Origin of the sequence: Marinoscillum sp. 108 (genome assembly GCF_902506655.1) — a bacterium.
In the GTDB taxonomy this organism is placed as follows: Bacteria; Bacteroidota; Bacteroidia; order Cytophagales; family Cyclobacteriaceae; genus Marinoscillum; species Marinoscillum luteum.
In genome coordinates, this window is record NZ_LR734815.1 from 1 (window position 1) to 22,042 (window position 22,042).

Annotated in this window: 15 protein-coding genes; all 15 read right to left on the reverse strand. The window is 45.6% G+C overall.

What is annotated here, in order from left to right:
• The coding region (locus GV030_RS16550) for a PKD domain-containing protein (protein ID WP_159584370.1) at positions 1–4,878 on the reverse strand (4,878 nt) is incomplete at its 3' end.
• A gap of 118 nt (positions 4,879–4,996) precedes the next feature.
• Positions 4,997–7,132, reverse strand: coding sequence for an OmpA family protein (locus GV030_RS16555; protein ID WP_159584372.1), 2,136 nt, complete (start codon positions 7,130–7,132; stop codon positions 4,997–4,999).
• A 158-nt stretch (positions 7,133–7,290) separates the two neighbouring features.
• Positions 7,291–7,656 carry a DUF2200 domain-containing protein gene (locus GV030_RS16560; protein ID WP_159584374.1) on the reverse strand — a complete coding sequence of 122 codons (366 nt, stop codon included), beginning with the start codon at positions 7,654–7,656 and terminating at the stop codon, positions 7,291–7,293.
• A gap of 43 nt (positions 7,657–7,699) precedes the next feature.
• A complete protein-coding gene (locus GV030_RS16565; RefSeq protein WP_159584376.1) occupies positions 7,700–8,602 on the reverse strand; it encodes an NAD(P)-dependent oxidoreductase in 903 nt (300 codons plus the stop codon).
• Between the two features lie 165 nt (positions 8,603–8,767).
• Positions 8,768–10,765 carry an OmpA family protein gene (locus GV030_RS16570; RefSeq protein ID WP_159584378.1) on the reverse strand — a complete coding sequence of 666 codons (1,998 nt, stop codon included), beginning with the start codon at positions 10,763–10,765 and terminating at the stop codon, positions 8,768–8,770.
• Positions 10,762–13,356 carry a two-component regulator propeller domain-containing protein gene (locus GV030_RS16575; protein ID WP_159584380.1) on the reverse strand — a complete coding sequence of 865 codons (2,595 nt, stop codon included), beginning with the start codon at positions 13,354–13,356 and terminating at the stop codon, positions 10,762–10,764. The genes GV030_RS16570 and GV030_RS16575 overlap by 4 nt, the downstream gene beginning before the upstream one ends.
• Entirely contained in the window at positions 13,346–14,326 is a 981-nt protein-coding gene (locus GV030_RS16580) for a hypothetical protein (protein ID WP_159584382.1), read from the reverse strand. The genes GV030_RS16575 and GV030_RS16580 overlap by 11 nt, the downstream gene beginning before the upstream one ends.
• Positions 14,323–14,859: a PKD domain-containing protein gene (locus GV030_RS16585; protein WP_159584384.1), complete on the reverse strand. Its 537-nt coding sequence runs from the start codon at positions 14,857–14,859 to the stop codon at positions 14,323–14,325. The genes GV030_RS16580 and GV030_RS16585 overlap by 4 nt, the downstream gene beginning before the upstream one ends.
• Positions 14,860–15,009: 150 nt before the next feature.
• On the reverse strand, positions 15,010–16,305 hold the full coding sequence (locus GV030_RS16590) for a TRAP transporter large permease (RefSeq protein WP_159584386.1): 1,296 nt from the start codon (positions 16,303–16,305) through the stop codon (positions 15,010–15,012).
• Complete coding sequence (locus GV030_RS16595; RefSeq protein WP_159584388.1) at positions 16,292–16,762, reverse strand: TRAP transporter small permease; 471 nt, start codon at positions 16,760–16,762, stop codon at positions 16,292–16,294. Before GV030_RS16595 ends, GV030_RS16590 begins: the two co-directional genes overlap by 14 nt.
• Entirely contained in the window at positions 16,752–17,729 is a 978-nt protein-coding gene (locus GV030_RS16600; protein ID WP_159584390.1) for a TRAP transporter substrate-binding protein, read from the reverse strand. The genes GV030_RS16595 and GV030_RS16600 overlap by 11 nt, the downstream gene beginning before the upstream one ends.
• Before the next feature lie 52 nt (positions 17,730–17,781).
• Positions 17,782–18,798, reverse strand: a complete 1,017-nt coding sequence (locus GV030_RS16605; RefSeq protein WP_159584392.1) for a sugar kinase — start codon at positions 18,796–18,798, stop codon at positions 17,782–17,784.
• A gap of 103 nt (positions 18,799–18,901) precedes the next feature.
• Positions 18,902–20,296: a glucuronate isomerase gene (gene uxaC / locus GV030_RS16610; RefSeq protein WP_159584395.1), complete on the reverse strand. Its 1,395-nt coding sequence runs from the start codon at positions 20,294–20,296 to the stop codon at positions 18,902–18,904.
• Positions 20,297–20,407: 111 nt separating this feature from the next.
• Positions 20,408–21,175: an SDR family NAD(P)-dependent oxidoreductase gene (locus tag GV030_RS16615; protein ID WP_159584397.1), complete on the reverse strand. Its 768-nt coding sequence runs from the start codon at positions 21,173–21,175 to the stop codon at positions 20,408–20,410.
• Positions 21,175–22,011, reverse strand: coding sequence for a 5-dehydro-4-deoxy-D-glucuronate isomerase (kduI, locus tag GV030_RS16620; RefSeq protein WP_159584399.1), 837 nt, complete (start codon positions 22,009–22,011; stop codon positions 21,175–21,177). Before kduI ends, GV030_RS16615 begins: the two co-directional genes overlap by 1 nt.
• Positions 22,012–22,042: the final 31 nt, after the last annotated feature.

The following is a 22,042-nucleotide window of genomic DNA, read 5'->3' on the forward strand; positions in this document are numbered from 1 at the left end:
TCCATTGGCTACATCTACTTCACCAATCACAAAACCGGTTACTACCTCACCAAAGTCTACGGTAACATTGTAAGGGGTCGTACTGTTGACTGCTGCTGGTTGTCCACTGATCACTACACCAGGGGCAACAAGATCTTCTGTGATTATTTGCTGCGCTGTAGTTGTACAACCATTATCAGGATCAGTGATAGTCACCGTATAAGTGCCTGGATCACTTACAGTGGCTGTTGCAGTCGCCGCTCCTGAATCGATCGTGCCATCACCTGTCGTCCACGCATAAGTCAAATTAGTGGTTCCACTGTTGTCTGTGGCACTCGCTGTAAGGTCAGCAGTGGTTGTCGTAGTGGATAATATAGTAGTAGTAGTGGTAATATCTGCGCCGCTAGGCGCTGAAGTATTGGCCAAATTAATTGGTCCGGCTACTACATTAGATTCACATCCCGTTGTTGGGTTAGTTATGCTCAAATTAGTATAAGCCCCATTATTCAAGCCGGAAATAGATATTCCTGAAGCTGTTGCAGTTATCGACCTGGTCGATTGGGCTACACCATTAAAAGAAAAGTCTACATCATAAGTACCGGATGTTACACCAGTCAAAACAATAGCCCCATTCGGGGAAACGCAATCCGTAGGTTGTGTATGCGTTCCTTCTGCAATTGTTGCTGTTGTCGGGTCACTTAAGGTCACATCAATGTTTTCGACTGAAGTTTTTGAATTAACCGTAATGGTAATGTCATTATAGGTTCCTGCAGACAGTCCACTTATGGTAGCATTTCCAGATCCATCGACCACCACACCACTAAAACTTGCAGTACCTACCCCATCGTGATAGTCTAGTGAGTAAGTTCCAGCCGCAACATCAGTAAAAGTCAAAGCGATTGACCCGTCTGTACCTCCACAAGTAGACGGATTGGAGGGTGTACTACTCGTAATAGATGGAGTAGGTATTACCGGATCGGTCAATACCACATCAATATCAGCTACCGAAGTACAACTGTTATGGGTGATCGAAATGTTGTTATAAGTACCTTCAGTCAATCCGGAAATAGTAGCAGATCCTGAAGTAATAGTCACACCAGTGAACGTCTGCGCACTTGGAGCTCCATCTTCATAGTCTAATGTATACGAACCATTCGGAACACCAGTAATTGTCAGGATTATTTGACCATCTGCTCCTCCAGGGGTTGTTGGATTGGATGAAGAGATAAGTGAAACGGTTGGTTTAGTCGGATTTGTTAAAATAACGTCTGGAAACTCCGCACTCAAACAGCCCAGATATGTTAGACTCAGGTTATTATAGGTGCCTGCCCCAGTATTAATTGTTGCCAAATTAGATGAAATGGCAACATTTGAAAAGCTTCCGCCATCGTAATCAATGGCATAATTTCCATTAGCCACTCCAGTAAATGTCAGATTTATAGAGCCGTTACCTCCGCACGCAGTTGGGTTGGTTTTTGTCGCTGCAATAGTATGTGTCGACGGATCCGAAAGCGTAACATCCGGATTTTCGTCTGTAGTACACCCAGTGGTCGCATCCGTAATATTTAAATTGAGATAGTTACCCGCAGATGCCGGTACTGATGCGGTATTAGAATTTACCACGACAGGAGAAAAACTCCCGCCATCATAATTGATCGCATAGGTGGTACCATCCGCGACTCCTGTAAAAGTGAAATTAATAGTGCCTGTCCCCCCACATGCCGATGGATTGGCGCTACCAGAAACAGCTATCGTCGGATTAGGGTCACTAATGGTGACTGGTCCGATACTATTGGATTTACATTCTGTTACCGTGGGTGTAATGGTGATATTTGTGTAAAGTCCGGCATCCAGCCCCGTTAGTAAAATCTCACCAGTAAAAATATCGCCATCTGCAGTTTTGGTGGTAAATACGCCATCATCTAGGTAATTGATATCGTACGTAACTACAGAACCTGTAATCGAACTAGTCAATACCATATTTCCTGTAGATGCACCACAAGTAGCTGGCATAGTCACTGAACCTAAGGTCAACACCGGTGAAGCTGCATTGGTCAGCACAACAGGACCTGCTATTACATTTCCACAGGTCAAGGTAATTGCTGTTCCCGTAATCGAAATATCAGAGTATTCCCCCGGGCCTAAACCACCAATAGCAATTTCTCCGGATCCATTTGCCGTAGGGGTAGTTGTCGCGGCGGCAATCCCATCTACCTTGTAATCCAAAGTGTAGGTTTGCCCATTGCTTAACCCTGAAAGCGTGATGATTCCATCAGGTGAAGGACAATTTGACGGTTGTTGAGTAATGACATGGGTTAAATTGATTTCTTCTGGAGATACTGCGATGGTTCCAACCGTCACCTTACAGGTACCAGCCCCAATTCTCGAAGCGATCAAACTAATAGAGGTCACACTTGCGTCAATGGCATAGGTGGTAAGGCTAAGGGCAGTACCATCGCCCAATGAAGCTGGGCCGACACCATTCTCATTCTGATCCTGCAATTCGTAAATGATCAAATTTTCGGTAGTACTTACCGAAAAATCAATTGTTTCTCCTGCACAAATAGTGGTGGCCGAGGTGGCTGCAAAGGTCATGGTGTTATCCGGTAATTGACAAAGTACCACTTCCCCCGCAGAATGGGCGCTTTCACAAAGTGAACCGGATTGGGACGTCACTGTAACTGTGGCCCCGGCATACAATACATCGTAACCTGTGACACTTGCAGCATTTAAATCAGTAATGGTCCATGCATTTGAACTCACCGTACCCGTAAATCCATCTACAATATCTCCATCCAGATATAGATAAATTGTAGCTCCATCAGCTAGAGAACTCGTCCCTGAAATGCTTGCATCTCCTCTTCTGATTTCATTCGGTGTGGCTGGGTTTGTGATCGCCAATGACGCATCCACCGTTTGACTTTGAATCTGAATTTCGGTGGAATAAGCACTCACTGTTTCCCCAGACCCTGTTGCTGTAGCTACTACATAATCACCCTCATTTATCGTAATACTACTTAATGTCCAGGATGAACCTGTAGTACTTGGTATGCTCCCTACGAGCGTATAACCACTTCCTGAAGTAGTACTGGAATAAACATCTATTTTTGTGCCAGCACCTGATGCTGTCACTCCCGAAATTTCTGAAATAGATCCACCCGAGGGTGCACAGTAATCCCCCACAAATGTTGGAACAGCTGATTGGACAGGGGCAGCTGTTACCACTACATCACCCGATTCGGCTGGGCATAAAGAGGTCTGAGTTGCGTAAACCGAAACTACCTGACCTGCAGTAAGTGTGGGTAATGCGAGAGAATAGGAGGTTGTTCCTGTAGTAGTAAAGGTAGTTCCCGTTGCAGCTCCATCAATATACAACTCGACTGTTGCGTTACTTGCTTTTGTACCAGTGATTGAAGTTGTTGTGGTGAGTATTGTCGTTTGTGTTATTGTAGGAGTTGTTGTCGCACCTACACCCTGACATACGTAAGCTCGGGTTGATGCACATCCACTTCCCTGAACAACTATATAGTAAACTCCATTGGGAACTGCAGAACCCTGATTAGCATCAACAGCTCCGGTATAGGTTCCGGACGCAGTTGTTACTACAGTAATAGGATTTTCATTAGCAGCCCATTTTGATCCTGCAATCAAACTTCCCGTTGCATCATCGTATAATGACACGGTAAATGATGTGTTGGCAGCATCAGTAAGGGAAAAATTAACCCCGCTTCCATTACCTGTAACAGATAATGTGTGTGCCGGATTGGCACAAGTAGCCCCGACAGTGGTGGGGTCGCAATTAGAATAAGAGGTTGATTTCTGTTTACTTGAAGTGGCCGCTGCCGCTGTGGCACTCACTTTCGCTGTGGCAGTAAATACTTCATTGGCTGCTGTTGCAGTTATCCCAGAGAGGGTCCAGATCCCCCCCGAGGCTAAAGTGGTTCCTTGCGAAAGACCACCTCTAAATACCTCTATCGTTGCTCCATCTACTTCGGCAGTGGTTCCCGAAATAGAAGTCACACCCACTCCGATTGGTCCGTCTATCAGTGGACAAGCTGCTCTTGGATTAATCTTTGTCCCGCCGCTTATGTCGTCCCCTGAGGTAGGAGGAAAAACATCTATTAAATCTTGAAATAAGTCATCAGTTACACCTAAATCGTCATCAATACCACCCAAATCCGCCATTTTGAATCCGGTAGAATTTTTAGGTGCGATGGTGGTCCCTCCCACCATCCGTACTGGTGTGGAGCTACTGAAAGGCAAGTCAGCATAAGGCACATAGAAATCATAGAAATAGTCTGTCCCGCAGATTTCCGATCCCGCTATGGCCTTTTGGGCAAAATCAGCATAAGGTCTATCCACAGTACCATCTCCAATTTCAGTACTTGTGAGCGTGTTATTATTAATGTCATAGATGCTCACTCCAAAATTAGTTCGCAAGGTGATTTCGTACTCAAACCCTGGATTACCCGAGACATAATGCGGATCAGATCCATTCCCAAAAAGCTGATCAGTATCCACCAGGATGGTATATCCTTTTGAATTTTCTGCTGTACCGCCTAATCTGAACCTAAAGAAGAGATTTGTACCATCTGAATAGGTGTAAATTGTTTCGTCATCTTCCGACCTGACCAAATCGACGAACCCGCAGCTAGGACCCGCAGAGTTGTCACTTGACGGCTCTCCCGCTCCTACTACCGGTAGTGGCACATAAGGAATTTCACTCTCTGTTTCATCATCGACCATGAAGCCCTGGTCTGTTTCAGAAACATATCCGTCCAGGTTTGGATCGAGAACGGATTTACCAGCATTAGCAGGTTTATAGATCAAGCCCTTGGTCTGAGCACTGGCCTGAAACATCACAAAAATGAGTAGCAAAAGGATAATTATTCTTTTCATAGTTGGTGTGTATCTCTGGTAAAGATGCTTTCTTTGAAGCGCTCTTACAGATGGTTTTCGCTGGAATGCCATTTTTTAGAGTTCGAATTATCAGAACGCACTGTAAAACTCTCGCAGCCTACAGAATCTTAATCTCTGTTCTGCGGTTTTCCTGATGTTCCTCGGCTGAACAGTTCACACCATTTACGCAACGATTGACCGGTTTGGATTCCCCATAACCTTTCGGAGTGATCCTTGTTTTGTCGATTCCCTGATTGATCAGGTACTGAGTAGCAGACTCTGCCCGCTTCTGAGAGAGTCGCAGATTATAAGCATCCGATCCTCGTGAGTCAGTGTGCGAACCGAGCTCGATTTTGAGGTGGGGATTGTCAGTCATGAAGCCTACCACTTTGTCCAGCTCCACCTCAGATTCCGCCCTCAAATCAGCACTGTTTACATCATAATAGATATGATCCAAGCGAATACTCTCCCCTACCACCACTTTCTTTAGACGCACCACATGTTCACCCTGCCCTTTGTAGTCACCAGATACCTGAAAGGTGTCACGCTTGGAGTAAAATCCATCTGCGGCAGCAAACAATTCATAAGTTTCTCCGGGTGTGACTTCATAAACATGCTCACTTTTCGAAGGCTGAAGCGTCTTATGAGCGTCAATCGATTTTAAGTAATACACAGCCTGGGCGATTTCCTGGCCCGACTCATCCAATATTTTGATCTCCAAATCAGGTACAAAAAGGAATAATTCTATTTTCTTGGTGCCTTTAAAATCAGGGTCGATATGAATCCTGAGGCTATCCTGAACCAGTAACCCACTTTTAACCGGAAAAGCTATTAACGTACCTGTATAGGTTGAATTGATAGAGAAGGTATTGGACATTCCGGTATTCACAGACTCAAAAACCCTACCCAGAGAGTCTAGAAATATAACATTTGATCCATCCACAGGCGCACCGCTGATAAGATCCTTAACCACTCCCGAAAGTGTATAAAACTGAGACTGAAATGAATAAATATCATCATTTCCCATACGATCCGATGAAAAATATCCACTACTTAATGTTTCATCGGTGATTAGTCCAAAATCATCCTGGCTACTGTTAATTGGTGCTCCCAGGTTTACCGGTTTCCCGGAATCACCCCAGGGATTGATAACAAACACATCCAATCCACCAAGCCCAGGCCAAAAATCGCTGGCAAAATAAAGTCTCTCCCCCTCAAGGAACGGGAACATTTCGTTTCCTTGTGTATTAATCCTTTCACCAAGATTGGCAGGCACTGACCAACCAGAATCCTGAGCTACAGAAAAGTATAAGTCAGTGCCACCATAACCTCCAGGTATGTCAGAAGCGAAAATGAGTGTGTTTCCGCTAGGATTTATCGTCGGGTGACCAAAAGAATAACTCGTGATATTGTGTTCGAAGGGTTGTATATCAAGCCAAGACTCATCCTCGGAACGAGTGGCAAAATAAAGCTGGAGTTTAGAAATCCCATCCTCCTGTCTGCCAAGCTTGTTCTTGATCACATGATTTCTGGTGAATACGATCTTTTGGTCATTATCATAGAGTTGACCGGGACCTTCATGATACGCACCGTTTAAGTCAGCAATGGGCTTAACATCATCCAAAGAATCACCAGGACTAAAGCTATAGAAATTCAGAAACTCAGTGGCGTCCCAGCTAAAATTGAAATCGATCCATCTATTCTTTTGCCTTGCCGATAAATAAGCTATACGATCACCATAATACATGGGACCAAAATCGCTCCTCTTGCTATTTATGTCTAAGCTGGTCACTTTATACAGCATACTGCTTGCAAAAAACTCGTCTAACCTGGCTAAAGACTCGGCTCTGAAATCCCGTGCCTTTCCCTCATTTAACTTTCTAAGTACCTCGGCTGTCTCTTCATATTTGGCATTTTTGCTGAGCTGCTGAGCCAGAGCATAGTAAATATCGTCTGATTGAGCACTGTCAGTCTCCACCAACTTCTTGAGCCAACGCTCTGCTTCCACAGAATTATTTAGCTTCAAATAACACCTGGCAATCTGGCTAATTATCTCTATCTGTGTGGAATCCTGTAAGAATGACTCCATGTATAAGTTCTTGGCATTGACATAGCTAAACTTGTCAAATTCCAAACCTGCTCTTCTGTTGACATTGAGAATAGGAAGATTCTGAGCCTGAGCAAAATCATTGAGAATAAATAAGACAAGAATAAATAATAATCTGCGGGTTCCCTGGTTGGATATTGAACTCATGGCTGAAAGATATGAGTTAATGCTATGATTAAAAACACTGCGAACCGGTTATTCATCGGACTGCTCCCTACCAATGGGCTTACATAGTAACAAACAGTGGTAGGCCATGAAAAGAGCGCACAGCCAATGATAACCGAGCCATCATTACCAAACGGCTGTCAGGAAGCGCGAAGAATTTTTTCCATTTTCTTACCCTTTGCCAACTCATCTACCAGCTTGTCTAAGTAGCGCACCTGCTGGGTAAGAGTATTCTCAATTTCCTCCACCCTATAGCCACAGATCACCCCTTTGATGAGGTGGGCGTTGGGGTTCAAAGTGGCCGTCTGAAAGAATGTTTCAAAGGTTACCTTTTCCTCAATGAGTGCGTTCAGCTTGGCTTCATCATAGCCAGTTAGCCATTCAATCACCTGATGCAATTCATCCTTGGTTCGACCCTTTTTCTCCACCTTGGTGATGTAATGAGGATAAACTGAAGCGAAGGTCATTTTTGCTATGCGTTCATCGTGATGTGCTGTACTACTCATAACATTATACTTTAAGTTGAATAAATGTATCCATCAACCAGCTTTACTCCCACTTCAGGTATTTCTGCCAGTGATGTTGTTCTTTGAATCCTAGTACCTCCCGGATTTTTCGATTGGAAAACAAGGCCTCATGCCCCACCAATTCCCGTGTAACCGGCACTCCAGGAAAAAACCTTTCTGCCAACTCTTTACTAGGAATAATGGCGCCATTGTGATCGTTTCCGGCATTGAAAACCTGATAACCCAGGCCGTCCTTTTTCAGACATAAATCCACAATCTGTCCCAGATCACGGGCATCAATATAGCAGAACGCATTCCTGCGCCGCACTTCGGGTTTTTTTAAATACGCAGGAAAAAGTTCAGCGTATTCGTGAGGTTCAATCACATTGCCGATGCGTAGGGCATAAATATCAAAGCCTGACCGGCGCTGGAAGGCACGGGCAGTCTTCTCATTGACCACCTTGGATAAGCCATAGCTATCCATGGGGTCCACATCATAGTCCTCATCCAGCGGTAGTGAATGAGGGTTAGTCTGACCGTCAGAAAAACAAACACCATAAGTCGTCTCTGACGAAGCAATCACAATCTTCTCTATACCAAGCTTTACAGCGGCTTCTATCACATGGTAAGTACCCATGGTGTTCACCCTGAAAGTTTCATTGTCTGGATGGATGAGAATACGCGGTACCGCAGCAAAATGTACCACAGCATCAAACTTAGGAACACCACCGCCCGGCTCCAGTTCATCCAGCCCGGCATACGAACTCATGGCGTTAAACATTTGCCCGGAATCTGTAATGTCAGCAATCAGATTGTCCACCCCGGGGTGGTCCAATGGCCTGAGGTCTACATTCAACACCCGGTGTCCCTGATCCAGTAAATATGGTATCACATGCTTTCCGGCTTTACCCGATCCTCCGGTGAAAAATATACGTTTCTTAGTCATGCATCTCCTGAATTAATAGAGAAGCAACTTACTCACCAGTAAAAATAAAGCCAAGGTTATCAGGAAATAAAGCGAAACATGGGTTCCGTCGGTTATGGGCACACCAAAGATATAATTGCGCATACTTCACAAACCGACAGGCCTTGGTAATGAGTCAGATAACGATCACTCAATCCCAATGATCAAAAATTCTGTTCTTCTATTCATCTGATGCTCCGCCTCAGAGCACTCTCTTCCAGTGCAATCAACCACGGGTCGGGTAGCGCCATACCCCTGAGGAATGAGTTGCTTATCAGCTACCCCTTGTGAGATCAGGTAATCAAATGCGGCATTCACACGCATCTGAGACAGATTGAGATTATACTCATCACCTGCGCGACTATCCGTGTGTGAACTCATCTCCACTACCACCCTAGGGTGGTCCAGTAAAAAGCCTTTGAGTTTGTCGAGTTCTGTCACAGCCTCTGGTCTCAGGCCATACTTATCCAGGTCGTAGTAGATTGGTTGAACCCTAAAATCCATACCCATATAGTCTTCATGCACATTGAGGCCTATATCCGCACCAGGCAAATTGGCCAGAGAATCATACATGCGTAGCAATGCATCTATGGCAATTGGAAACTTCATTTTCACAGATGGCTCCTGGTGCAGCCTGATGATGACATCAGCTTTATAATCAGAACCCACCAATACCTCTTCCGACAACAAATAGCCAAATTTCCCGGATTTCACCGCCCACACCACACCAGAAAGTATGGGCATTTCAAAAGCTCCATCCGAATCCGATCTGGTGTATATTTCGGTCTGGCTGACGGTATCCAGCAAGAAAACATCTGCCTGAACAATGGGCTGCCCTGTTCGGGCATCCAGTACAAAGCCTCTCCTTTCACCCTCACTTCTTGTAAATGAAAACTCATAGACGTCATCTCTATAGGCATCTATTCTGGCTGAGGTAAAATACCCATGACTGAAATCATCATTGGCCACCAGGCCAAAGTCATCACGTGAGCTATTGATAGGATACCCAACGTTGACAGCCTCACCCGTTGGTTCGTAATCTGAGCTAAGATCAATTGAAAAGATATCCAGGCCGCCAAGGCCGCCCATTCCATCTGAGGCAAAGAAGAGCCTTTGACCCACAAGGGTAGGAAACATCTCCCGCCCTTCAGAATTCACTGACAATCCAAGATTCTTAGGAGTCATCCACTTACCCTCTTCTTTATACGAAATATAGAGGTCAGTCTCGCCAGCTCCGCCGGGCATGTCTGAGGTAAAAATCATTATACTCCCTTCATCATTCAGTGCTGGATGCCCTACGGAGTAGCTGTCCGAATTGTGCTCATACGGGGTTATGCTTTCCCATTGTTGCTTCTGCTCGTTATAGGTCGAAAAGTAAATTTTGAGCCGAGTCACTCCCTCATCATCCCGCTTGATTCGCTTGCCACTGAAGTTGTTTCGGGTAAAGGCTATTCGGGTATCTCCATCGTAAAAATCAGCAGGTCCTTCGTGGTATTTGCTCTTCAGACTCTCATGAAAGTAGGTAACCTCACCTGTAGCATTATTTAAATAAAACAAGTCCAAAAATCGGGATTCATCCCAATTGAAATCTACTTTCACCCACTCCCTATCCAGCGTTCGGGAAGAAACAAACAGTAATCCTCCTCCATACATGACCGGGCTAAAATCAAGTCCCGGAGTATTGCAATCGAGTCTTCTGATGGTATAGTTGGCTGAGTCTGTAAAAAAAGACGAAAGATGCTGTAGGGCATCAAGCTTAAGGGGTGTGCGCGCATCATCACTGAGTGCATTCTTATAGTTTTCGTACCAATACTCGGCTTCCCGATAGTTGTTATTGCTCAAAAGAGCTTCAGCAAAATAGTAATGGTAAATAGGGTCGATGTGGGGCTGATCGGCTACAGTCCTCAAGTAGCGCTCCACGCTATCGGGCAGGTTCAAGTAGCGATAGCAGTCGGCTATTCGCAAGGTGAGGCGCAGGCTATCTTTGGTGTCTTTAAGTGTTTCCCGGTATAAATCCGCTGCTTTGGCATAAGAAAACTGCTCAAACGCCCTATCTGCTGCTCGCTCTGTACGAATGGTAATCGTCTGTCCGGTTACCAGGATCGACATCACGCAAATAAAGGATAATGTTAAGATTGGTTTCATGCTTCAACTTGATTTGTCGTTGAGAGTTCTTTTTTGGCCTCCACCGCCTGTGCTCTTAGTTTGAGGTAATGTGTTAATCTTATTTCGATAGGTAGCAAGCACAGCGCCAGCACGAGGTTGACTGCCACCTGGAAAATAGGGGTCTCTCCAGACACAGTAGTGAGATATGGCTCCAGTTCTGTATGCACATACTCAAATGCGATAAAGACACTTATGTAAACCATCAGTCGGATGGCAAACTGATTTTGTAGCCTTCCTGAAAGAAAATATGTGAGCCAGACGATCAAGGTAATTGCTGCAATCTGGAGGAGGTAAAACCACCACATTTCCCAGTAGGGGTAATTCACGTTGAAGGTAATAGCTGTGTATTCATCATCCCATAGGGCCTCATGATCAGACTCCCGCACCCGAAAAGTGTAAGTACCAGGATCCAGATTGGTATACGTAGCATAATTACTCTTCTCCACGGGTGACCAGCCTTTATCAAACCCAACGAGCATATACTGATAATAAATAGCCTCAGGATTTCGTAGGTTGATAGATACGAAATCAAAGGTAATGTGATTTTCATCGTAGGGAAAGGTCAAATCGGAGGGTAGGATATCGTCCAGCTTGGCCTTACCACTATAGTTAAGGAGATCAGTCGCGTTATAGAACAGACGAAGGTCTTTTATATGCGTATGTCGTTTGGCTATTTTAAAATTAAAATGGGGCAGGTTCACTTTTGTCACTCCGTAAGGATTCCCGAAAAAGATATTGCCATGTCTGTCTTTACAAACCGAATTGAGCTCAGCTTCGGTTTCTCCCAGTTCGCCGGGATGGTGAAAGGTTCTGATGAGGTCATACCCTGGTTGAATGAGACTAATACCAAGCCTATGCCCCACCCAAATCTGGCCGATATCATCTACCACCGCAGCGTTGCAGTAGTTGGAGAGTAATCCATCCTTTGCTGTAAACTGTTTAAAGTTCTCACCATCAAACCGATAAATTCCTGACCCCTCTGTGGTGATCCATATATTCCCATCGGCGGACTGTGTGATGGTATTGATATCAAATGCAGGAAAAATCTCATCTTTGGAAAGAAATTGCATTTCACCGCCTTTTGGCAAAAGCGCCAGCCCGGTGGCGTGGCTCCCAAACCATACGTTGCCCGCCTGATCCGGGAATATTGCAAAAATTTCATTGTGATAGAAACCTAATCGGGTATTATACAAATTGATAAGCTCTCCCGATGGCTTGATGTGGTAAACACCGTTTCCAGCTGCTGATATCCACAGATTACCATCGTTGTCCTTTACTATTTCCCTTATCAAATGATGCTCCATCACATCCTTGGGTGCCAAACCTATTCTTTCAATTGTTTTTTGTAAAAGGTTGACCTTGATGACCCCATCTCTGGTCCCGGCCCAAACCACTTCTCCATCCACCAAAATAGAGGTAAATGAATAGTCTTGCGTGTATTTGAGGGGCTCAAAGATCAGGCTATCCCGCATGGCTTTATGATACGCATGCACGAGCCCCTGCTCGGTGGCCAGGATCAGCTCATCCTCTCGATAGTTGGCAATGCTATGGATTCCCTGCACTGCGAGTGGCTTGTAAAGTTCATAGTGATGAAAGTAGGCCCTGTTTAGCTGTACCAGCCCCCTTCCGAATGTACCTACCCAGATCTCATTTTCATGGTCTACATACACCTCCCCTACCTGATTACTCTCAAATCCATTTTGCTTGTTAAAAAACGTGATGGCCGTTACTTCTATTCCATTGAGGTCTACTTCAACCAAACCGTGATTTTTAGTGCCCACCCAGAGGGTATTGAGGTCATCCTTGGCTATAGAACTCACTTGCACGTGAGCCGGAAACCCTTCCACAGGTTTGATGTCCCTGGACTCCAAAAAGTGTGAGTAGAGCCCATCATTGGTCCCCAACCACACCAAATTTTTCACATGATCATCCTGAAAAATAGAGTTGATTTGTAATCCCTTGGTACTTTCCAGAAATCCAAGCGAGGTTAATTGATCTCCTTCGACTTTAAGTTCTAAAAAACCCTCATTGGTAGCTACATAAATGAAGTCTTGGTAGACCATAAAATCATAGCTTATTAACTGATCAAAAATCGAGTGGCTGAAGTGGGTCACTGAATCCTCTTGTACCCGGATCAACCCTTTGTTTTGTGTAAGGCCCCAGATGGTTTTCTCTCCATGAGACCTAAGCCTGTTCACCTTATTGGGCAGATCCTCTTTGGACACAATCTTCCTGTACCTGCCGTGCTCCACAATACTAATCCCACCCTCATAATAGCCCATAAAGAGGTGACCATCTGACGAAACCACAGAAGCAGTCACCAAGTTGTTGATAGCGCTATCTTTAGCATTGAGATTGAGCATTTGTTTGCCGTCAAACCTGTACAGGCCGTCATCCCCACCAACCCACAAAAAACCATCCTCATCCTGGATGATGGTATAGATAAAAACACCATTGAAATCCCGATCAGCATTGTACACCAGCATCGAAAAATCTCTGGGTCCTGAATAGAGTGTGGTGAGTATCGTTACAAATCCTAAAACGAATAAAGTAAATTTTTTAGTTATCATCTTCTTCACTTTTATACCTCACGTCTACCTTGTATTTAAATTTGGGCGGCCCTCCTACAGGCACTGAAAAGAAGGCAATGGCTTCCTCATATTGATTGGTAATGTAGCACACCATGTCATTCCTTGAGGTTCTCCCTTTTACTATTTGTAAGTCTACGGTCGTGTTTTTTTCTTCATCGTCTATGAAGTGCATGCTCCTTCCCCACTTTTTATTGGCCGAAGCGACAGCCCGATGCCTGTTTTTAGAAATGGAATAAATCAGAACCGAACCTTCGTTATCAAAATCGAAATTATTCTGGGTAATGGAGACTACTCTCTTGTCTATGAATGGATAGAGATGCGCCACTGAACCTTTCGCCTCTGGAAGCCTAAAAGAATATTCATAAGTAAAGGCATTAGCGCCCTCCACTTCCTTGTTTTCATAAGGCTGTGTGCTCAAAAAATATTTATAAAGATTACCATCATCGCCGCTAATGCCCTCCGTCACTACCTTAAAGACCCTGCCACCAAGCTCCGGCGCATCCTCTCCTTCTAATGGATTAAACGGCCCAAAAGAATACCAGTCCTCGTCATACCTGGACTCATTTCCGAAAGTCTTGGTCGCCAGCATGCTCCCACTTTTATAATTTCCAACCGGATTAATCTGTTTGGCATCTTTGTCACTGTGGGTGCCTTGCCCCCCATAAACCGAGAATTTCGTCCGGCTATTCCACTCTCCATTCTTCTCATCGAGCTGGCCACCTACTTCAGGGTCATATACCCTGATGTACACTGGTTTTGTGAATGTTTCAGGTACAATAAAAAAGAATACTTGACTAAAGTCATCATCTCCCCATCCAGGGTTACTCTCCTGACCAAAAGTGACGAGATAGGTAATTTGCTCAAACTCACTGGGAACCATCTGACCATACCCCATGAGGCAAGATGTTGCCAGAAATAGATTCAATATCACTCTTAATATTTTTCTCATCTGATCACTGTTTTAGATAACTGGACAACCTCTCCACGATAGGTGAATATGGCAAGCAATCTGATTTGGATGGCTCCCTTAATAAAATCTCCTTCAATTTGGTCTCCCATGTAGTACTGACCATCTATATCCCAATAAAACCTGGCCGCTTCAATTTCGGAGGCAGCCCTGAGTTCCGCAGATAGCATTTGTGCTGACTCCTCCACGATATCCAACTCCACGGATGGTCTGATCTCCACGTCCACATAATACTCATCCCGAAAATGTGTCCCAGAATAAGGATCGGTCACTGAGAGTATGGCTTCATAATCGCCGATTTCATCGTAGCAATGCTCCGAAACGATGCCCAGTTTCCTTTGGCCATCACCAAAATCCCAGGAATAGATCAAATTCTTGTTTTCTGACTGCACCGAAGGCCCCAGGTCGAGAATCACACAATTTTGTAATGACAGATAAGACGGATAATCTCCTCCTTGCTGAACGGTATCAGCCACCGGACTCATCAATTGAAAAAATAGCAGCAGGGTCTTCATTTCTTGAGGTCTAATTTTGCTACAAGTTATCCTTAGAAAAGAAGCCCTCAGACATTACTCGTTGAGCTAGCTCATTTATCAGGTGAAGTCAAAAAAAATACCGATGGTGCCCCATCGGTATTCAAATCTATTGAAGTGTAATTTAGTATATCAAAGGTCAAATATCCCTGGCAGCCACAGGCTGAGCTCAGGAATGTAGGTCACCAGCATCAGCACCAGGATCATCACGGCAAATAGTGGAATCAGTGGCTTCAGCACCTTCTGCAAGCTGACTCCAGCCACACTGCATCCCACGAACAACACGGAGCCCACGGGTGGTGTGCACAATCCTATGCAGAGGTTGAGCACCATCACAATCCCAAAATGAATGGGGTCCATACCCAGGGCCGTCACTACTGGCAAGAAGATGGGAGTGAATATGAGTACGGCAGGTGTCATATCCATAAAAACACCAACGAAAAGTAAAATCAAATTGATAATCAGCAGGATTACTATCGGGTTGTCACTCAACGTTACCAGGAAATTACTCACCTCCTGAGGAATGTTCTCATAAGCCATCACCCACGACATCCCCATAGAAGTACCAATCAAAAGCATGATAATGGCAGTGGTTTTCACCGTATCCAGTAGTACTGAGGGAAGTTCTTTTACCTTTAATTCTTTATAGATGAGGGTCAGCACAATGGTGTACAGCACCGCAATGGCGGAAGCTTCTGTGGCTGTAAAAAAACCAGCGACGATACCTCCAATCACAATCACCAGCAAAAACAAACTAGGAACAGCATCCAGCAATTTTCTGGCCCCTACCTTAAATCCTACCCATTCGCCGGTTTTGTATTTTCTTTTGAAGGCAATGGCTCCGGAAACCATCATCAGTCCTACACCCAGGATGACACCAGGTACATAGCCAGCCAAAAACAAAGCTGCAATGCTCACCCCACCGCTGGCCAGAGAGTACACAATGAGGATATTACTTGGCGGGATCACCAAACCAATGGTAGCACTGGTGAGGTTCACTGCTGCTCCAAAACCTTTGTCGTAGCCTTCTTTTTCCATACGGGGTGTCATAAACCCCCCTATGGCTGAAGCGGCCGCCGCGGCTGACCCGGAAATGGCCCCAAAAAACATACAGGCGATGATGTTGACAAACGCCAAACCACCTGGAAGGCTGCCCACCAATACCTTAGCAAAATCCACCAGTCTTCTGGCTATCCCTCCCCTGTTCATCAGCTGTCCGGAAAGAATAAAAAAAGGAATGGCCAGTAGTGCGAAGCTATCAAGGCCGGTAGCCATACGCTGCGCAATAGTAGTGAGCGCCGGCATGGCGGGTATACTCACCATTAGCGTGAGTGCGGTAGACAGACCGATGCTCACGGCTATCGGCACACCTAAGGCCAACAACAATAAAAAGCTTGCTACAAGGAGTAATATCTCAGTTATTGCCATTGGACTCTGTGTATATAAGGTAATAAATGCTATAATAAATCATCAATGCTCCACTAAGTGGAACCGCCAGGTACACGTATCCCATAGGCAGCTGCAATGCGGAAGAAAGCTGCTCCAGCTCCAGCGTCACATAGACCAGATTGCTCCCGCCTATGATCATGACGAGCAGTGCAAAGAGTGCGACCGAAAAATGAATAAATCGCATCACCCAAATAAATCTGGCACCCTCGAGGGATTTTGGAAGTATATCTATGGCCATGTGTAGCCCCTGGCCAGTGGCATAGCCCGAGCCAATAAGCCCTACCCAGATCAGGAGGAATCCGGCCAGCTCGTCCGTAAACCCACTGGGAGCATTCAGTAAAAACCTGGAAGCTACCTGCCACAGTACGTTGAGCACCATCACAGCCATCAGGAGTACCAATATTTTCTCTAAAAACCTGTCAATCTTATTTTTCATCTGCCAATGCTCTAACCCTCATGATAAGTTCAAATTTTTCCACATCGTCTTTGTAAGCTTCATAGATCGGATTCACTACGGACGAAAAATCCTCCTTCTCGGGAATAATAATTTCCACTCCGGCAGCCTTCACCGCGGCCAGTGATTCCTTTACCGACTCAGCCCATACCACACGCTGGTAACTCACCGACTCAGTAGCGGCCTGCTTCAGCCATTTCTGTTCTTGCTCACTGAGTCTATTCCACCATACCATACTTACAAGCAGTACGTCCGGCACACTGGTGTGCTCATCGAGGGTATAGTATTTGCAAACTTCATAGTGCCTGCTGGAATAAAAACTGGGGGGATTGTTTTCGGCTCCATCCACCACTCCCTGCTGCAAGGCCGTATAGAGCTCACCAAAAGAAATGGGCGTGGGTGACCCACCCAGTTGATTCACCATGTTTACCGCAGTGTTACTTTTCATCACCCTTATTTTCAATCCTTTGAGGTCTTCTGGCGTGTATACTGGTCGGTCTTTAGTGTAAAAACTCCTGGAACCAGCATCGTAGTAGCATAGCCCACGAAACCTGTACTGCTCTCCCTGTCCCAATAGTTCTTCGCCTATCTCGCCATCCAACACCCGATACATGTGCTCCTCACTTTCGAAAATATAGGGCAAACCAAGCACCCTGAAATTAGGAGCAAAATTCTCCAAAACAGCAGCTGACACCTTGGTCATAGCCAGACTTCCTATCTGCAGAAGTTCCAGTGTCTCACGCTCATTGCCCAGCTGACCAGACGGGTAAATGGTCATTTTCATCTTTCCTCCGGAGATTTCTTCCAGCCGCTCGGCCATAAAGACCATGCCCGTATGCACCGGGTGACTCACCGCCAGACTATGTCCGAGTTTAAGCTCTCGGGTCTCAGAAGAAGTGGCGCAGGCAGACACCAGTGCTGCGCAGATTAGAATCAGTAAGTACCTCATTAAGCTCTTATTTCTTTTACTAGGGAGACGGCCACTTTTGTCATATTTTATATTATCTAATAATCTTACCGGAAGTATTCCCTTCCATCAAATCAACCACATTTTCACGAGAGACCATATTCACATCTCCCTCCACGGTGTGCTTAAGCGCACAAGCTGCTGTAGCAAATTTTAATGCCTGAAAATCATCCTGATACGAAAGCAATCCATAGATCAGGCCTGCTGCAAAAGCATCGCCCGTACCTACCCTGTCCACGATATGCGTCACATCCAGGGTATCAGTCTTCAGATACCGCTTCCCGTTCCAGACTTTCCCCTGAATACTATTGTGAGAAGCACTGATCGTCTCCCGTTTTTTATCAAAAATCTTTTTTACCCGGGGGCATTTGTCCATCAACGCCTGGGCTGCCGACTGAAACTTCCCGTCTTTCTCAGCTTCCACATCGATCCCGAAAATTTCAGCTATGTCCTGCCGACTGGCCAACACTATGTCACATCCGGCCACTAGTTCCGGCATTACTTCCTGCTGGGTCTTGCCGTAGTTCCAAAGATTTTTTCTTGAATGAATATCTGCGGAGACCATGATTCCCATTTCATTAGCCGTTTTGATCGCTTCTGCACAGCAAGCCAATGCTCCTTCTGAGATGGCCGGTGTGATCCCCGTCCAGTGAAACCAGTCGGCATCCTTGAATACCGCCTTCCAATCAATCATCTCCGATTGGATTTTGGCAAATGCCGAGCCATCGCGCTCATACACCACCTGACTAGATCGATGAACAGCTCCCTTCTCCAGAAAGTACTTGCCCATCAACTCACCTCCATAAAGCACCCATGAGGTGTCCAACCAGTGCTGCCTCAGAAACTGTGTCGCAGACCTGCCAATGATATTATCTGGAAACCTCGTAACATGAGCGGCTTGCATGCCCAGATAAGCCAATGACATAGCTACATTAGCTTCACCACCTCCGTATGCCAGCTCCAGATTTGTCGCCTGGGAAAATTTGGCAAAACCCGGTGGAGATAAGCGCATCATCACTTCTCCAAATGTGATTACTCTGCCTTGTTTCATATGTCTTGCTGTCCTTTCATTTAATTTAATGATTCGACGCTTACCGCTCAAATATCATTTCGCAGGATACTCCCACCCTTTGTTTATTTTCAAACCCCAAAGGCTAGAAATTAAAATAATTTTTAGCATTGTGATAACAGATATTCTGAACCTGAGCACCCAGCCATTCCATATCGCCAGGCAACTCCCCATTCTCCACATCCTTTCCGATCATATTGCAGAGTATCCGTCTGAAATACTCATGCCTCGGAAAGGAAAGAAAGCTCCGACTGTCCGTAAGCATGCCCACAAATCGACTGAGCAGACCCATGTTGGACAGGGCATTGATCTGCCTCTCCATCCCATCTTTCTGATCCAGAAACCACCAGCCAGAACCATACTGCAGCTTACCTGCAACGGAACCATCATTGAAGTTTCCAATCATAGTGGCCATGGCTTCATTGTCCGCCGGATTGAGGTTATACAGTATTGTTTTCGCCAGTTGATCGGTATTATCCAATCTATCCAGAAAACGACTAATGGCTTTGACCTGTGAAAAATCACCAATGGAGTCAAATCCGGTATCGGGCCCCAGGGTCCGCATCATCCGGGTGTTGTTATTGCGAATGGCTCCTAAATGAAACTGCTGAGTCCATCCTTTGGCATGGTACATCTTACTCAATTCTACCAGAAGCGCCATTTTAAACTGCTGAACCTGATAACCGGAGAGGGTATCGCCCTTGAGTATCAACTCGAAAAGTTCAGACGGATCTGCCGCCCCCAACTCATAGAGCTGCTCCAACCCGTGATCAGACAAACGCCCCCCCACTTCATGAAAAAAATCAATTCGCTGTTGTGAGGCTTTTAACAAATCTTCAAATGAAGCAATCCCAAATCCAACCAGTTCTTCCAGTTTTCTCAGATAACTTTTGTAAGCCTTTGGGTTCTCCACCGCATAGAGGTTGTCCGGTCTGAAAGTGGGCAACACCTTAATCGGGAACCCCTCCTGCTGAAGTTGCAAATGATATTCCAGATTTGAAATGGGATCATCAGTGGTACAGACAACTGTTACGTTCATCTTAGCCATGAGGCTCCGCACCGAAAATTCCGGAGTATTGAGTTTGGAAGATGCCTCCTGATAAATCTGCTTGCCTGAAGCTGGCTTCAGAATGTCTTTAATGCCAAAATAGCGCTGGAGCTCCAGGTGTGTCCAGTGATACAAAGGATTTCTGAGGGTATCGGGCACTGTGGCCGCCCACTGCTCAAATTTCTCTTCAGGAGATTTGTTTCCGGTCACAAAGGACTCATCCACACCGTTGGTACGCATGGCGCGCCATTTGTAATGATCCCCTTCCAGCCAGGCCTCAGTGATATTATTGAATATCCGGTCTTCCGCTATGTCTTTTGGAGACAGGTGACAGTGGTAATCGATAATGGGCATTTGCGCCGCATAGTCGTGATAGAGGGTCTGCGCCGTTTTGGTTTCTAATAAAAAATCCTCACCAAGAAATTCTTTCATCTCCAAATTTTAGTGTTCAGTGTTTAGTAAAAGAAGCCGGTGAAGAACTCGTATGAAGTATGAAGAAGTAATACAATTTTATTCCTTCACCGGGCTTCTTTTAAATCTTGATTATCGGCCCATCCAGCCACCATCTACGGTGACGATGGACCCATTCATATAGTTAGACGCATCGCTGGCCAAAAAGACCGCCGGCCCCTTAAAATCTTCAGGATCTCCCCATCTGGCCTGAGGAATTCTGCTCAAAATAGAATCGCTCCGGTCTGCATCCGACCTAAGTGCCTTGGTATTGTCTGTAGCAATATAACCAGGAGCGATGGCATTCACGTTGATTCCTTTCGAAGCCCACTCGTTTGAAAGGGCCATATTCAGCTGGCCAATTGCACCTTTACTGGCTGCATATCCGGGCACCGTGATCCCTCCCTGAAAGGTAAGGAGTGATGCAATAAAGATAATTTTCCCTTTACCCTTGGCTATCATGTGTTTACCTACCTCACGGGAGATCACAAACTGGGAATTCAGATTCACCTCGATCACTTCATCCCAATACTCGTCTGGGTGTTCTGCTGCGGGCTTTCTCATGATGGTGCCTGCATTGTTCACCAGTATGTCTATCTCACTATTCTCATCCATCAACTTTCTTAAAAAAGCGTGGACAGACTCCCGATCTGAAAAATCACTCTGATAGGCTTTGAAGGACCTACCACGGGCCTGAATAGCCTTCTCTACTTCACTACCTGAAAGCTCCAATGAGGCCGAAACACCAATAATGTCCGCTCCTGCTTCTGCCAATCCCTCTGCGATGGCCTTACCAATGCCCCGCTTGCAACCGGTCACCAGGGCCGTCTTTCCGGCCAAACTAAATGAGTCTAATACCATTATCGTATTGCTTTAACGTCCTGACCATCCATGTCCGTGAAAGCTTTGTTTTCACCAGCCATGGCCCAGATAAAAGAATAATTGGAAGTACCCGCCCCGGAGTGAATAGACCACTCTGGCGAAATGACCGCCTGCTTATTGTGAATGGCGATGTGGCGTGTCTCCTGAGGGTCTCCCATGAAGTGCATGACCAACTGATCATCAGCCAGGTCGAAATAATAATAAACCTCCATGCGTCGAAGGTGCGTGTGTGGTGGGAAAGTGTTCCAAATACTTCCTGTCTTCAAGGCAGTGAAGCCCATCACCAGCTGGCAACTCTGAATGCCCCCCTCGTGTATAAACTGGTAAATAGTCCGCTCATTGCAATTTTCCTTCGTTCCCAGATTGACCTCATTCGCATCAGCCAGACCTGCTTTCACAGTTGGGTACTCATGATGTGCGGGGCATGAATTCACAAAGAATTCTGCCGGGGTAGCAGCATTGCTGCTTGCAAAAGTGATTTCTTTTTTGCCCTTTCCTACATAAAGACATTCCTTGTTGGCCAGGGTGAAAGACTCTCCGTCTACAACCACCACACCTTCTCCTCCGGTATTGATGATCCCCAATTCACGACGCTCCAGGAAGTAGGCAGCTTTGGTAAGGTCCTCGTATACGGGCAGCTTGATGGCCTCCTTAAGGGGCATCACACCGATAGTGACCATACGATCATACATAGAATAAACCGCAGTGATCTCACCGGGCTGCATCACCTCAGGAATCAAAAACTCTTGTCTGATGTCTTCAGTCGTGTAGTTAAGAAAGTCATTGGGATTGGTAGAAAAGCGTATTTGATTCATCCGATAATAAGATTTTAATAAATGCAAAATT